At 55.8% G+C, this 13,253-nt stretch carries 16 protein-coding genes; 2 read left to right on the top strand and 14 right to left on the bottom strand.

From position 1 onward, the window contains the following. Positions 1-35: 35 nt before the first annotated feature. The 13 genes from BN7444_RS05075 to BN7444_RS05015 are packed head-to-tail and all read right to left on the bottom strand — an operon-like array spanning position 36 to position 11,858. Positions 36-1,340 (bottom strand): D-alanyl-D-alanine carboxypeptidase family protein, encoded by a 1,305-nt coding sequence (locus BN7444_RS05075; protein WP_068456643.1) that lies wholly within the window; start codon positions 1,338-1,340, stop codon positions 36-38. After that, positions 1,337-2,461 (bottom strand): non-hydrolyzing UDP-N-acetylglucosamine 2-epimerase, encoded by a 1,125-nt coding sequence (wecB, locus tag BN7444_RS05070; RefSeq protein WP_068456640.1) that lies wholly within the window; start codon positions 2,459-2,461, stop codon positions 1,337-1,339. The genes BN7444_RS05075 and wecB overlap by 4 nt, the downstream gene beginning before the upstream one ends. Further along, on the bottom strand, positions 2,458-3,492 hold the full coding sequence (locus tag BN7444_RS05065; protein ID WP_068456637.1) for an MraY family glycosyltransferase: 1,035 nt from the start codon (positions 3,490-3,492) through the stop codon (positions 2,458-2,460). The genes wecB and BN7444_RS05065 overlap by 4 nt, the downstream gene beginning before the upstream one ends. Before the next feature lie 10 nt (positions 3,493-3,502). After that, complete coding sequence (upp, locus tag BN7444_RS05060; RefSeq protein WP_068456631.1) at positions 3,503-4,132, bottom strand: uracil phosphoribosyltransferase; 630 nt, start codon at positions 4,130-4,132, stop codon at positions 3,503-3,505. Then, on the bottom strand, positions 4,120-4,563 hold the full coding sequence (gene rpiB / locus BN7444_RS05055; protein ID WP_068456625.1) for a ribose 5-phosphate isomerase B: 444 nt from the start codon (positions 4,561-4,563) through the stop codon (positions 4,120-4,122). The genes upp and rpiB overlap by 13 nt, the downstream gene beginning before the upstream one ends. Then, the gene (locus BN7444_RS05050; protein ID WP_068456623.1) at positions 4,560-4,988 is read right to left on the bottom strand and encodes an arsenate reductase/protein-tyrosine-phosphatase family protein; all 429 of its coding nucleotides are present in this window, start codon (positions 4,986-4,988) and stop codon (positions 4,560-4,562) included. The genes rpiB and BN7444_RS05050 overlap by 4 nt, the downstream gene beginning before the upstream one ends. Beyond that, entirely contained in the window at positions 4,985-6,034 is a 1,050-nt protein-coding gene (locus BN7444_RS05045) for an L-threonylcarbamoyladenylate synthase (protein ID WP_068456620.1), read from the bottom strand. The genes BN7444_RS05050 and BN7444_RS05045 overlap by 4 nt, the downstream gene beginning before the upstream one ends. Before the next feature lie 43 nt (positions 6,035-6,077). Continuing rightward, on the bottom strand, positions 6,078-6,764 hold the full coding sequence (locus BN7444_RS05040; RefSeq protein WP_068456617.1) for an alpha/beta hydrolase family protein: 687 nt from the start codon (positions 6,762-6,764) through the stop codon (positions 6,078-6,080). Between the two features lies 1 nt (position 6,765). Next, the gene (locus BN7444_RS05035; protein ID WP_082941278.1) at positions 6,766-7,422 is read right to left on the bottom strand and encodes a uracil-DNA glycosylase; all 657 of its coding nucleotides are present in this window, start codon (positions 7,420-7,422) and stop codon (positions 6,766-6,768) included. A gap of 17 nt (positions 7,423-7,439) precedes the next feature. Next, complete coding sequence (locus tag BN7444_RS05030) at positions 7,440-8,777, bottom strand: TrkA C-terminal domain-containing protein (RefSeq protein ID WP_068456615.1); 1,338 nt, start codon at positions 8,775-8,777, stop codon at positions 7,440-7,442. 9 nt (positions 8,778-8,786) lie between these two features. Continuing rightward, positions 8,787-10,241, bottom strand: a complete 1,455-nt coding sequence (locus BN7444_RS05025; RefSeq protein ID WP_068456612.1) for a TrkH family potassium uptake protein — start codon at positions 10,239-10,241, stop codon at positions 8,787-8,789. Continuing rightward, positions 10,219-11,601: a Trk system potassium transporter TrkA gene (gene trkA / locus BN7444_RS05020; RefSeq protein ID WP_068456610.1), complete on the bottom strand. Its 1,383-nt coding sequence runs from the start codon at positions 11,599-11,601 to the stop codon at positions 10,219-10,221. The genes BN7444_RS05025 and trkA overlap by 23 nt, the downstream gene beginning before the upstream one ends. 2 nt (positions 11,602-11,603) lie before the next feature. Then, on the bottom strand, positions 11,604-11,858 hold the full coding sequence (locus BN7444_RS05015) for a DUF896 domain-containing protein (RefSeq protein ID WP_068456607.1): 255 nt from the start codon (positions 11,856-11,858) through the stop codon (positions 11,604-11,606). A 70-nt stretch (positions 11,859-11,928) separates the two neighbouring features. Here BN7444_RS05015 and BN7444_RS05010 point away from each other — a divergent pair, with 70 nt between their 5' ends. Together BN7444_RS05010 and BN7444_RS05005 are read left to right on the top strand one after the other, a co-directional pair. Next, positions 11,929-12,453, top strand: coding sequence for an LURP-one-related/scramblase family protein (locus BN7444_RS05010; protein WP_068456604.1), 525 nt, complete (start codon positions 11,929-11,931; stop codon positions 12,451-12,453). Positions 12,454-12,467: 14 nt separating this feature from the next. Further along, positions 12,468-12,827 carry an LbetaH domain-containing protein gene (locus BN7444_RS05005; protein WP_068456601.1) on the top strand — a complete coding sequence of 120 codons (360 nt, stop codon included), beginning with the start codon at positions 12,468-12,470 and terminating at the stop codon, positions 12,825-12,827. Here BN7444_RS05005 and BN7444_RS05000 read toward each other — a convergent pair. Continuing rightward, on the bottom strand, positions 12,811-13,251 hold the full coding sequence (locus BN7444_RS05000) for a nucleoside deaminase (RefSeq protein ID WP_218016011.1): 441 nt from the start codon (positions 13,249-13,251) through the stop codon (positions 12,811-12,813). The two genes, BN7444_RS05005 and BN7444_RS05000, sit on opposite strands and share 17 nt — an antisense overlap. Positions 13,252-13,253 lie beyond the last annotated feature (2 nt).

Here is a 13,253-nt window from a genome sequence, read left to right as displayed (position 1 = left end):
ATACCCGAGTATTGTATCAAGGTGGTATTTTCCTGTCAAGCGGCCTTTTCTATGGCGCGGAAGACGTCGGCCATGAGGTCGCGATAGCTCAGAATGGGATTGGGTTTTTTAATGTCTTCTTTGACGAAGACGCGGGCCCGTGCGATTTCTTTGCCCCCGGCGTAATAGACGACGTCGCCTACGGCATCTTTCTTCGAATGGGGCGGCGTCACGGGCACGAATTGAAGCTCGCTGGTGATCTCTGCCCCTTCTTTTACATTGCGCACGAGATTTTTTTCCACATAGACGGAGCTCTTCCGCGGGCTGGCGTTTTTCAGAGCCAAAAAGCCCAGGTCCTCCGACTTGTCGGCGAGAACGGTGTTGCGATGGGCCATGGCTTCTTTCGACAGGCGCAGGGATGCGGCGTAGCGATCCATGTCGTTTTCCGCGCCCATATAGACGCCGATAAAGCGGGTGTTCAGATACTTGCCTTCCGCCGGGCGCAGGCCCGTGGCGATAAAGCAGCGGCCGGCGGCGCCGGTATATCCCGTCTTCAGGCCGTCGATGCCGGGGAGGATGCCCAGGAGGGGATTGGTGGAGTAGCTGATGTATTCTCTCTGAGGCTCTTCGATTTTCGGTCGGCGGGCGACGTCGAGGACCATGGGGTATTTTTTCAAGAGGCTCCGGGACAGTTCAAACATTTCCCGCGCCGTGGCCTTGTTGTAGTCGTTGGCGGTGTAGTCCGTGAGGCCGTGGACGTTGATGAAGTGCATATGGGTAAAGCCCATTTCCTGCGCCTTTTGATTCATCCGCGCCACAAAGGCCGCCTCGCTTCCGGCGATGCGATCGGCCAGGGCGATCATGGCGTCGTTGCCCGAAACGATCATGCCGGCGTGGATCAACTGTTCCACGGTGTAGACTTCCCCTTCTTTGGTCTTGTAGACGCTGCCGTGCATGGAGGCCGCCGCGTGGTCGATGGTCACGGGATCTTTCATGCCGATCTCCCCTTTGTCCACGGCGTCCATAACGCAGTAGATGGTCATGAGCTTGGTGGTGGAGGCGAGGCCCACGGGCACGTCGGCATTGTATTCTCTGTAGACGGCGCCGGTTTCGTAGTCGCCGATAAGGAAGCTCTTTAATAAAGCCGCGTCGGGCTTGGCCATGGCCGCGTCAAAATCTTTTTTCTCCGTGGCGGTCATGGGCTGTACGCCTTGTGCCGTGCGGATCTTTTCCTGTTGGTCCCGGGGCTCCTGCACTTTTTCAGGCGGATGGGGCCCCTCGGTCGGTGCCGGCGCCGGTGCCGCCCCCGTTAAGAGGGCGATGGCCAGAAGCAGGCACATGATTCGTTTTAATTTTTTCACCGGCATCCTCCGCTTTCTCTGTCATTTAAAATAATATCTACGATGCGTTCCGCCGCCTTGCCGTCGCCATAGGGGTTCAATGCCTTGGCCATGGCGTCGTAGGCGTCTTTATCTTCCAAAAGCAGGCGGATGTTTTCGTACACCGCCTCTTCTTCCGTGCCCACGAGCTTGGCCGTGCCGGCGACGATGCCTTCTTCCCGCTCCGTCTCTTCCCGCACCACGAGGACGGGAATGCCGAAGTGAGGCGCCTCTTCCTGAATGCCGCCGCTGTCGGTGACGACTAAATAGCTTCTCGCCATAATGTTTGAAAAGGGCAGATAGTCCATGGGCTCGACGCGGTGAATGTTTTTCGCCCCACCCAGCTCCTCTTCCGCCACTTTCCGCACCTTGGGATTTAAGTGCACGGGGAAGATCACCTCCACCTCGTCGTATTCGTCGGCGATGCGGCGAATGGCGGAGAAGATCCGCTTCATGGGCGCGCCGATGTTTTCCCGGCGGTGGCAGGTGAGGAGAATGGTCTTTTTCTTTTTAAAGTCGATGGCGTTTAAGGCCGCCTCGTCAAAGACGAAATCCTCCCGCTCCGTGTAGGCCAAGGCGTCGATGACGGTGTTGCCCGTAATGTAAATGGTCTTATCGTCGTAGCCTTCGTTTAAGAGGTTTTGGCGATTGGATTCCGTGGGAGCGAAGTGGTAATTGGAGAGGACGCCGGTGAGTTTTCGATTGGCCTCCTCGGGATAGGGGGAATAGAGATTGTGGCTCCTGAGTCCCGCTTCCACATGGCCGATCTTGACACCGTGGTAAAAGGCGGAAAGGGCCGCCGCAAAGACCGTGGAGGTGTCGCCCTGTACCAGGAGAAGGTCGGGCTTAATTTCTTCGAAGACGGCCTCCAAGCCGCGAAGGGAACGCACGGCAATGTCCGTTAAGCTTTGACCGGGGGTGAAAATGTCCAGGTCGTAGTCCGGAACGATGCCGAAAATGTCCAACACTTGATCGAGCATTTCCCGGTGTTGGCCGGTGACGGCGACCACGCTTTCCACGTCGTCTCTGGCTTTCAGTGCCAAGACGACGGGCGCCATTTTAATGGCCTCGGGCCTTGTGCCGAAGACGGACAGTACTTTCAATTCTCTTCCTCTCTTTCATTTAACAAACCTAAGAACAGGGCCATGACCCCGACGGCGGCGATGATTAGAATCGCCGTAATCAATCCGTTTTTCTCGTGCATGGTGCTGACGATATTGCCGATGACGCCGAAGACCATGCTCACGCCGTAAAGGGCGAGGACGGTCTGCTTTTGATTAAAGCCGTGGCGCAGGAGGCGGTGATGCAAATGCCCCTTGTCCGCCTCGGCAATGCTTTTACCGGAAAGTTTGCGGCGAATCATGGCGAAGGTGGTGTCGAAGACGGGCACGCCCAGAATCAGCACGGGAATAAAGATGGTAATCATGGCGATGGATTTCATGACGCCTTCGATGGCGAGAAAACTCAATGTAAAGCCGAGAAACAGCGCCCCCGTGTCCCCCATAAAGATGGATGCGGGATTAAAGTTAAAGGGCAAAAAGCCCAAGCAACCCCCGGCCAATATGGCGGCGAGAATGGCCATTTCGTCGTGTTGCAGCCGATGGGCCACAAACATGAGGCTGACGGATGCAATGGCGCTGATGCCGCAGGCCAAGCCGTCTAATCCGTCGATTAGGTTAATGGTGTTGGTAATGCCCACCACCCAAAAAATCGTAATGGGAATGGCGAGCCAATCTAAATTGATGAGCAGATTGTTTCCGTAAAAGGGATTGGTGAAAAATGTAATCTTGATGCCGCCGGTAATTAAAATCGCCGCCGCCACGATTTCCATGGCGAACTTCGCCTTGGCGCTCATGGCGAATTTGTCGTCGTAAAGGCCGGTGATGACGATGACCGCCCCGCCGGCGAGGTAGGCGATTTTTTCTCTCTCCAGTGGCAGAAAGAGAAGGACGCCCGCCAGGACGGCGAGAAAGATGGCCAGCCCCCCGCTTAGGGGGATCGCCTTTTTATGAACTCTTCGCTCGTCTTTTGGAATGTCCATAAAGCCGAAGCGGGTGGCACCTTTTCGCACGACGGGCGTCGCGATAAAGCTGATCAGGGCCGCGACGAGAAAGGGCCATAACAAAATCTTCATGCTTCACCTGCTACTTCGTTCCGAAAATTCGATCTCCCGCATCGCCGAGACCCGGCACGATGTACGCGTGCTCGTCTAATTTTTCGTCGATACACGACACGTACAGATCCACGTCGGGATGGGCCTCTTGAAAAGCTTCCAGCCCTTCCGGTGCCGCCAAAAGGCACAGGGCGCGAATGTTTTTGGCGCCTCGCTGTTTAATAAAGTCCACGGCGGCTGCCAAGGACCCGCCGGTGGCGAGCATGGGATCCACGACGATGACTTCTCTGTCTTCCACGTCTTTCGGGAGCTTGCAGTAGTATTCTACGGGCTGCAGGGTTTCCGGATCCCGATAGAGGCCGATGTGGCCCACCCGGGCGCCGGGTATCAGATTCAAAATACCGTCCACCATGCCGAGACCCGCCCGCAGTACGGGCACGATGCAGGGCTTTTTGCCGGCCATTTCCTTGCCCGTGGTGCGTCCCATGGGCGTTTCGATGAGCTTGTCCTGAATGGGCAGATTCCGCGTCAGCTCGTAGCCCATAAGCATGGTGATCTCCGTGAGCAGTTGTCTGAAATCTTTGCTCGATGTGGACGCTTCTCTTAAAAGGGTCAGCTTATGTTGAATTAAGGGGTGTTCGGTTACCGTTACTTTTCCCATGTTTCCTCCTCGATCATTGCGACTCGACGGGCGTGGCGTCCGCCTTCAAATTCCGTTTCCAAAAATGCGTCGGCGATTTCTTTCATCATGTCGCCGCCGATGGTTCTCGCCCCCATGGAAATCATGTTGGCGTCGTTGTGCCGGCGAGAAAGCTTCGCCGAGTAGGGCTCGGAGACCATGGCGCAGCGAATGCCCTTCACTTTATTGGCGGCCATGCCGATGCCCAGCCCCGAGCCGCAAATCAATATGCCCCGCTCGCAGCTGCCCTCGGCGACTTTTTTTGCCGCCGCCTTGCCGTAGAGGGGATAGTCCACGGATTCCGCGGAGTCCGTGCCCACGTCCACGACGGTGTGGCCTTTTTCTTCTAAGTACTTTTTCAACATTTCTTTTCTTTCGTATCCGCCGTGATCGGCGCCCATGGCAATTTTCACGCCTTCTCCCCCTTTAATTTGTTTTCTATTTCTTCCTTAAGGCGGTCTCTGGTGATCCGATAGATTTCCAGGGAGCCGCCGAAGGGATCGATGACGTCTTTTTCGGCGAAGGCTTGGATCTTGTCCTTGTAATCCGGCCAGCCCCGCTTTAAATTGGCGGCCATGGTGTGAGTCATGGCATAGATCTCATCGGCCCAGATCATATCCGCTTCCGTCACGGTCTTGGACTTGTGGAAGGTGGCGTTGATGCCCTCTTCCGCCATGACCTTTACGGCGCCGATGCTCATGGGCTCGCCGTCGCGGGCGGCCATGCCCCGGGAACGCACCGTCACATCCAGTGCCTTTTTGTCCGCCTCAAGCTCCGTCAACAGCTTCGCCATGGGGCTTCTGCAGGTGTTGCCCGTGCAAATGTAAAGAATGTTCATAGTCCCAATACCACCTTTCCGCCACAGGCCTTTAAGAGCCGGTTCATAATGCCGACGCCTAAGCCGCGGAAGTCGAATCCTTCCACGAAGAGGAGGTCGATGTCCTCTTCGTCGCAGCGCCTCAGGCTTTCAAACAAATTATGTGCCACATCTTCCAGCTGCTCCCGACTGCCCATGTCCACCAAAAGATCCATGCCTTCGTAGAGATCCTTGGTCTCCGTGGTGCAGAGCACCGCCGTCCTGACGCCGGGCTCCGCTTCGGCGAGGCGCCGATTGATCTCCTTGGCGATGTTTTTTAAATCCCCGGCAAATAGCGTGGCGTCGCCTTTGGGGGCGTAGTGGCGATACTTCTGACCCGGGCTCTTGGGCACGGCGTCGTTGTCCGCATCGATGGTAGTCTCGTCCACGGCCACCTCGCCGATAATGGCTTCCAGATCTTCCTTGGTCACCCCGCCGGGTCGATAGATCATGGGGGGATCCACGGTCACATCCAGTACCGTGGACTCGATGCCTACATTGGCGTCGCCGGAATCCACGATCAAGGGCACCTTGCCGTCCATGTCTTCCAAGACGTGGGCGAGGCGGGTGGGGGACGGCCTGCCCGATGTGTTGGCGCTGGGCGCCGCCACGGGAACCGCCGCCGCCTCTAATATGGCGTGGGCGATGGGATGGGATGGCATGCGAATGGCTACCGTGTTCGCCCCGGCGGTGACGCTGTCGGACACTTTTTCCGAGCGCTCAAAGATCAAGGTCAAGGGCCCGGGCCAAAAGACGTCCATACAGTCCTTGCCCTTAGGCGGGATGACCTTCACCAAATCCAGCACCTGTTCCGGATCCGCCACGTGGAGGATCAGGGGATTGTCCTTGGGGCGGCCTTTAGCGCGGAAAATTTTATCCACCGCACCTTCGTCCAGGCCGTTGCCTCCCAAGCCGTAAACGGTCTCCGTGGGAAAGATCACCAATTCCCCTTCCCGCAAAAGCCGCGCGGCCTCTTGGATTTTCTCTCGGTCCTTTTCGTCTTTTATGTGTAAAACTTTCGTCTCCATGGATTCCTCCTCAACAGAATATTATACCATAGAGGAAACGCCCTTACATTTTCCCGAGAAAATCCAAGGTCATGGCCATCATATTGGTGGTGACCACGTGAGAGGTGCCTTCCACGATTTCAAAAACCAGAAGCGCACCTTCGTGGGCGTCTTTTATTTTTTCGTAGTAATTTTTTTGATAGAGGGGATTCACCACATCGTCCAGCTCGCCGTTGATCATGCAGATGGCCTTGTTTACGTGGGTGTCGATGTGATTCATCGGGTCGTAGGCATCCACCGCTTCCTTGTAGGGCGTGCGGCTCATGGCATGCCAGTCCCCCATGCCGTTTAAGGCCACGGCCCCCGCCACTTCCTCCCGGCCAAGGAGACCCATGGCGGTCATGGCGCCCATGGAGTGACCGCAGACGACGATTTTTTTGTCGGCGTAGCGGGCGCGAACACAGGCGAGTATATCGTCGAATTCCTTCATGTTTTGAATAATGACGGCGGGGAGCTTGTCCATGTCCTCGTAATCCCAGCTGCCCCGCGCCCCGTGGAGCGCTTCTTCCACCACGAGGACCGGGTAATCCGCCGCCGCCCAGATGCTCGCCCGAAAGCGGGAGCTTTCCACATCGGAGCCCCAGCCGTGGTAGTAGATAAGTACGATGTCCTTCGCCGCTTTTTCCGGCAGGATCCAGAGAACGGGAATGTCTTTCGCAAAGGCCGCTTCTTCTCTTACGTGCAGATACATATTACCTCCAGTCCACGGGCGTATCGCCCATGGCGATTAAATACTCGTTGGTTCTCGAGAAACATTTGGAACCGAAAAAGCCCCGGTAGGCGGAGAGGGGCGAGGGGTGGGGCGATTCGATGATGCGGTGGGCGGGATTTTTCACCAGCCGCTTTTTGCTGCGGGCGTGGGCGCCCCACAAAATAAAGACCATGGGCTTCTCCCGCTCGCCTAAAAGCTCAACCACTTTGTCCGTAAAGATTTCCCAGCCGATTTTTCCGTGGCTCATGGGCTGTGACCGCCGCACGGTCAAGGTGGTGTTTAATAAAAGCACGCCCTCCTTCGCCCAGGGAGTTAGGTCGCCGCTTGCGCGGGTGATGCCCAGATCGTCCTTCAGCTCCTTGTAAATATTCACGAGAGAGGGCGGCAGGGGAAAATCTTCCGGCACGGAAAAGCTCATGCCCTGTGCCTGACCCGGCCCGTGGTAGGGATCCTGTCCCAAGAGCAGCACCTTAGTATCGTGAAAAGACGTCAGGCGCATGGCGCGGAAGATATTATCGGCCTCGGGGTAAATGGTCTGGGTTTTGTACTCTTCGATTAAGAGGCGGCGCAGGTCCTTGTAATAGGGCTTTCCCATTTCCTCTTTTAATAAATCGTCCCAATCGTTTGAAAAAGTCACATGTCCCTCTTTCTATGCTACATGGAAAACAGTTCCGTTAAAAAGCGCTTGGCTTTTCGGCGAATAAACTTCTGCAGATCCCCGGCACATTCGGGCAAAAGGAAGAGGATCAAGTGATCGCCCTCCATAAGCACGGTCTTCCCTTTGGCCAACACGTTCTTGCCCCCGCGGTCGATGCCGCCGATTAAGAAGCCCTCGGCGAGATCCAAAGATTCGATGGTCTTGCCCACGGCATAGACCTCTTCGCTCAGGACGATTTCGTAAATTTCCAAAGAGCCCGGGAACAGGTGCAGGGAAATTTCCGGCGGGCCGAAGAGATTGTTTTTGATCTGTTGGGAAACCAAGAGCTCGCCGGAGAAAATGCCCCCGGTGTGGGCCACGTCCACGACCCGCATATAGCTTTCGTCTTTGAGGCAGAGTGCCACGTCGATTCGCGCCGCGTCTCTCGCCGCCGTAGCCATGAGAAAATTGTCCGCGTCGTCGTCGGATGCGGCGACAAAGCCGTCGTAGGCGGCCAAGTCCAAATCTTCCATAATCTCGGTGACGGGCCGGTCCATGACGTAATTGGTGCCGGCGGGAAGCTTCCGCTCCCGGGACAGAAGGGTGGTGTCCGCATCCTGTGCCAAAAGCCCTTCGATGCTTTCAGCGGCCTTGCCGTCGCCGAAGATTAAGAAGCGGCGGGAGCGCTCCAGCCCTTCAAAGGGATCGGCCTTGCCGTAGCGCCGCCGGAAGCGGCGAATGGCATCGACACTGCCCACCATGCGCAGCACGTCGTCGGCTTCGATGACGGTGTTGCCCTTGGGCACGATAATCTTTCCGCCCCGACGAATGGTGACCAACACCAGCTCTTCGAAGGCGCCGATGTTTTTGACCCGGCGGCCCACAAAGGCGGGATCCACGCCCACGTCGATTTTCACCATGGCGGAATCGAAATTGTCGAAAATTTCCGTCTGCATCCCCTCTTCTTCATAAAAGAAGCGGTGGATGCGCCCGGCCAAGATGGATCCGTAGTCGTAGACATAATCGATGCCGAAGGTCTCCTTCGTCATGTCCAGGAGCCGACCCAGGGCGCCGTCGTAGCTGATAAAGTGAATGGGCTTTTGCCGCTTGGACAAAAGGCTCGCCAGGGCCAGGGCCCGATTGGAATCGTCGCAGAAAACGAAGGCGTCGGTCTTGGAAAAATCCATGGCCAAGACCTCTTCTTCCCTTTCGTAAAAATGGGCGTGAAAATCCCTTAGTGCCTTCCTCGGTTTCTTTCCCCGATGAATGAGAAAATCCACCTCGTGATGCTCCCGAACCAGTGCCTTCGCCAAGAGGCGGCCTCCGGCGCCGGTTCCGATAATGGTAATGTGCATAATTCACTCCTAATTTAACAGGCGATTGCCCCGCTGCGGGGTAAGAAGGGCGAGGATGGTGAAAAATTCCAGACGCCCCATAAGCATCAGGGCGGAAAAGAGCAGCTTGTAGCCTGCGGCAAAGTCGGCGAAGGAATTGGTGGGGCCCACGCCGGAAAAGCCCGGCCCCACATTGGACAGGCAGGTCAAACAGCCGGAAAAGGCCGTGAGAAAGTCCACGCCGGAAAGGGCGGTGATGGCCGTGGAAACGCCGAGAATAAGAATGTAGACGCAGACGAAGGCGACGATGCCTAAGATCACCCGGTCTTCCACCACCTTGCCGTTGATGCGAATAGGCATGACGGCGTTGTGGTGGATGCTCTTAAAAATTTCCCGCTTCACGATTTTCCACAGGACCAAGATCCGAATCATCTTCATGCCCCCGGCGGTGGAGCCGGCGCAGGAGCCGAAAAAGTACAGGGAGAGCAAAATACATTTGCTGAAGCCCGGCCACTGATCGTAGTCCGACGAGGCGAAGCCCGATGTGGAAATAATACTGGTGACTTGAAAGAGGGACTCTCTCAAGCCCAAGCCCAAGCTCATGCGCCCCGATAAGATTAAATTGGCGGCGATTAAAGTCACGGCCCCCGCCACGATTTTTAAATAGAGGCGGTACTCTTCGTCTAAAAACATATCCCGCCAATGGCCGCCGAGGGCCCGGGAATAGAGGCTGAAGTTCGTGCCGCAGATCACCATAAAGATCGACATAATGATTAATATGGCGGAGTTGTTCATATAATAGGCGCAGGAATCGGCGTGGGAGGAGAAGCCCCCGGTGCCCACGACGCCCAAGGTATGGACCACCGCGTCGAAAACATTCATGCCTGCCACGAGGAGAAGCACGAAGAGGACGATGGTGATCAGTAAGTAGATTTTGTAAAGGGCCGTGGCCGTGTCTTTCATCCGCGGCTCCACCTTGCCCGCCACCGGTCCCGGGGTCTCGGCTCTGAAAATACGAAAGCCGTTGTTGCCGGCACGGGGCAAGAGGGCCAGGGTAAAGACCAGTATTCCCATGCCGCCGATCCAGTGGGTAATGCTTCGCCACAGCACCAAACTTTTGTCGATGACCTCCACATTACGAATCACCGACGCCCCGGTGGTGGTAAAGCCCGATACGATTTCAAAAAAGGCGTCCACATAGGTGGGGGTGCCGCCGCCTAAATACAAGGGCACGGCGCCCACGAGAGAAGAGAGGATCCAGCCCACGGCCACGATAAAGAGGCCGTCCCGGCCGCGAATGTGCTCCACTCTTTTGGGTACGGAAAACAGCAGGCCGCCGAGAACCAAAGCCATGGCCATGGCGATGATAAAGGCCTTGAAACTGCCTTCTCCGTGGACGGCGGCATAAATCGAAGGCGGCACGAGAAAGGCCCCCTCCACCATTAAGAGCGCACCGAGGACGTTAAACGCCGCTCCAAAGTTCATTAAGCAGGCCTCCTCTTTCTTGGTAGTAAAAATATTTCTTCATAACATGAACATTATTGTGTTTGCAGAAGACGATGATTCGGTCGCCCCGGTGCAATTGGGAGCGGCCGTTGGGGATGAGCACGTCCTGTCCGCGGACGATGGCGGCGATAAGTATGCCCTTGGGAAGGCCCAGGTCCATAAGCGGCGTTTCCAGCACGTTTAATTTGTCGTGCAATTTAATTTCCGCCACTTCCGTATTGCCATCGTACATGAGATTGATGGCAAGGGCGTCCTTGCCCCGAATCAGCTTTAGAATCAAGGATGCCGTAATGAAGCTCGGGTTAAAGGTGGCGTCCAAATTCAGCTTGTCTAAGACGCCGATAAAGTTCACCCGGGAAATTTTCGCCACGGATTTCGTAATGCCCTCTTCCTTCATGGAAAGGGCCATTAAAATATTGGTCTCGTCGATGCCCGTGGCGCCGACAAAGGCGTCGTAGGACTGGATCACTTCCTCTTCCAGCACGTTAAAGTCCGTGCCGTCGCCGTGAATGACCACGGCGTCGGGATGGCGCTCCTTCAAAGACATGGCCTTGTCGTAATCTTTTTCCACCACCAGGACCTCGATATTGTCTTTTAATAAGAGGCCGCAGAGGTAGTCCCCCAGCTTGCCGCCGCCAAGGATCATGACGCTTTTCGTAGGCTTCACCGCCGTGACCTTGGAGTGGTCCCGATCGAAGGCATCGATGTTTTTCCGCGCCCCGATAACCAGAATCACGTCGTTTTCCTTCAGCTCCGTGTCCCCGTTGGGAATAAAAGTGTAGCCCCGTCGGGAGACGGCGGCGATGAGAAGGTCGTTAAAATTCTCCAGATCCTTAAGCTTTTTGTTGACGAATTCTTTTTCCTGGCCCACGTTAAATTCCACCAGCTTCACCTTGCCGCCGGCGAACTCGTCCCCCATAAGGGAATACTTCTTTAAAAGGTATTTTTCGATGGCCATGGCCGCCGCATTTTCCGGATTGATGACGTAGTCGATGTCCAGCTCCTCTTTGATCAGGCGAATTTGGGAGTGGTACTCGGGATTTCGAATCCGGGCGATGGCTTTTTTGCAGCCCAGCTTTTTGGCGATGCTCGCGATCAATACATTGGATTCGTCGCTGGTCACCGTGCCGATGATTAGGTCGTAGTGTTCGATGTCCAGCTCCCTGAGAATATTAAAATCCAAGGCGTTGCCCGTCACCGTCAGCACGTCCAGCTCGTTATTTACTTTTTGAATCACCCGGGGATCGTTGTCCAACACGGTGATTTCGATATTTTCTTCAACTAAAGAGCGTGCCAGGCGCATACCCAGCTTGCCGCCGCCGACGATGAGCGCGCGCATAATTAAACACCGTCCTTTTTACCGGCCTTCTTTTGGGCCTCTTTGGCTCGTTTCAGCTTTTCCGGGGTAATGTCGTTGCCCTCTTCGTCCACGACCTTTGTGTTCAAAAGCTGTTGACGAAAGCCTTCGCGAAATACTTTTAAGTACTCTTTTCTGAGCTTGTCCCTTTCCGCCTTTTCCTCATCGGTAAGCTCGCGGACCTTGGCCTCGTGAGCCAATTCGTTAATGCGTTTCAATAATTCATCTATATTTTGCAAGCCGTCCTCCTATTCAGATTCTTGTATTTTCGACTCGGTATAGTACAATAAACGAGAAGGATGTGACACCATGATTCGATGCACCATGCGAGCCGTCGCTCGCCCACCGGCCGCCATGGACTATGCCTTTTACGACGAAGGCGGCCTGAAAATTTTACACAATCGGGATAATGCCCTCACGGATCAGTTCGATTACCTGTTCCGCGAATTACCCATTATACCCTATACTCTATCACTAATCGATGCCGATGGAAACGAGCGATTTCGCTTGGAGCGAAAAACGCCGCCGCCCTTTCAAACTCACGCCTTTCGCCTCCACTTCGACGGCGAAGAGGTGGACTTTTTCGAGGATCGGATGCGCTTTTCCCTCCCCAATCTGAGCTTCATATATAGAGAAAAGAAATACGACATCGTGGGCTTCGTCCGGAGCCGCGAATTTTTCATCGAAGAAGACGAAATGAAGCTTCTGTCCATGGCGGCAAGCCCCATCGTCGGCGGCAAGGAATACGCCGTCACCATTTACGAAGACGCCCTGCCCTTGGCGGTGTACTTCGCCGTCGTCATTATTATGGACATCTGCTTCCACAATTACTAGAGAAACGAGGTCCCATGGATTTCAATACAAAGGAACGGGTCATCATCAAGCCCGGCGCCGAAGTGGATCCCGCGGCCACCATTGCCGCTACGGAAAACTTCCCCGCCGTCGTCGGCGCATATGCCGTCGTGGAAGCCGGGGCGGAAATAAAAGGTGCAAATATCGGCGCCTACGCCACGATTAAATCAGGCGCCCGCATCGAAGAGGGCGTCTACGTCGGGGACTTCGCCATCATCGAAGAGAACACCCGCCTGCCCGCGGGAGCCAAAGTGCCCTCCCGGGCCGTGGCATCGGGGGATCCCTTTGCCATCGTGCGGGGCCTGACCAAGGAAGAGCTGGACGAGGCCAAGGCACGGGCTAACGCAACGATTTAAAAAAAGACTGCATGAGGGCCCGGCACTCCTCGGCGAGGACGCCCTCGGTGACGGCGACGCTGTGATTAAAGGCGCGAAAGGCCGCGAGATTTACGACGCTTCCCGCCGCGCCGAAGCGGGGATTGTCCGTGCCGATGATGAGCCGATCGATGCGGCTGTTTAATATGGCCCCCATGCACATGGGGCAGGGCTCCACGGTGACGTAGAGATCGCCGCCGATGCGCCAGCCCTCCGTGGCTCTATCCGCTTCTTTCAAGGCCATGATCTCCCCGTGATGCATGGCGCATCCGTCCGCCTCCGTGCGGTTGTAGCCCCGGCCGATGATCTCGCCGCCCCTGACGATGACGCAGCCGATGGGCACCTCACCCAAGTCGTAGGCCTTTTGTGCCTCTTTTAATGCCTCTCTCATATAATACGAATCCATAC

Origin of the sequence: Peptoniphilus pacaensis, from assembly GCF_900088125.1 — a bacterium.
Taxonomy (GTDB): Bacteria; Bacillota; Clostridia; order Tissierellales; family Peptoniphilaceae; genus Aedoeadaptatus; species Aedoeadaptatus pacaensis.
Note: the sequence above shows the minus strand (reverse complement) of the source record. Positions and strands in the feature narration are given on the sequence as shown.

Coding starts and splice junctions, on each gene's coding strand:
- BN7444_RS05000 (WP_218016011.1), bottom strand. CDS start 13,251: ATGGATTCGTATTATATGAGAGAGGCATTAAAAGAGGCACAAAAGGCC.
- upp (WP_068456631.1), bottom strand. CDS start 4,132: ATGGGAAAAGTAACGGTAACCGAACACCCCTTAATTCAACATAAGCTG.
- trkA (WP_068456610.1), bottom strand. CDS start 11,601: ATGCGCGCGCTCATCGTCGGCGGCGGCAAGCTGGGTATGCGCCTGGCA.
- BN7444_RS05040 (WP_068456617.1), bottom strand. CDS start 6,764: ATGTATCTGCACGTAAGAGAAGAAGCGGCCTTTGCGAAAGACATTCCC.
- BN7444_RS05030 (WP_068456615.1), bottom strand. CDS start 8,777: ATGCACATTACCATTATCGGAACCGGCGCCGGAGGCCGCCTCTTGGCG.
- BN7444_RS05045 (WP_068456620.1), bottom strand. CDS start 6,034: ATGGAGACGAAAGTTTTACACATAAAAGACGAAAAGGACCGAGAGAAA.
- BN7444_RS05050 (WP_068456623.1), bottom strand. CDS start 4,988: ATGAACATTCTTTACATTTGCACGGGCAACACCTGCAGAAGCCCCATG.
- BN7444_RS05010 (WP_068456604.1), top strand. CDS start 11,929: ATGATTCGATGCACCATGCGAGCCGTCGCTCGCCCACCGGCCGCCATG.
- BN7444_RS05025 (WP_068456612.1), bottom strand. CDS start 10,241: ATGAACTTTGGAGCGGCGTTTAACGTCCTCGGTGCGCTCTTAATGGTG.
- BN7444_RS05065 (WP_068456637.1), bottom strand. CDS start 3,492: ATGAAGATTTTGTTATGGCCCTTTCTCGTCGCGGCCCTGATCAGCTTT.
- BN7444_RS05005 (WP_068456601.1), top strand. CDS start 12,468: ATGGATTTCAATACAAAGGAACGGGTCATCATCAAGCCCGGCGCCGAA.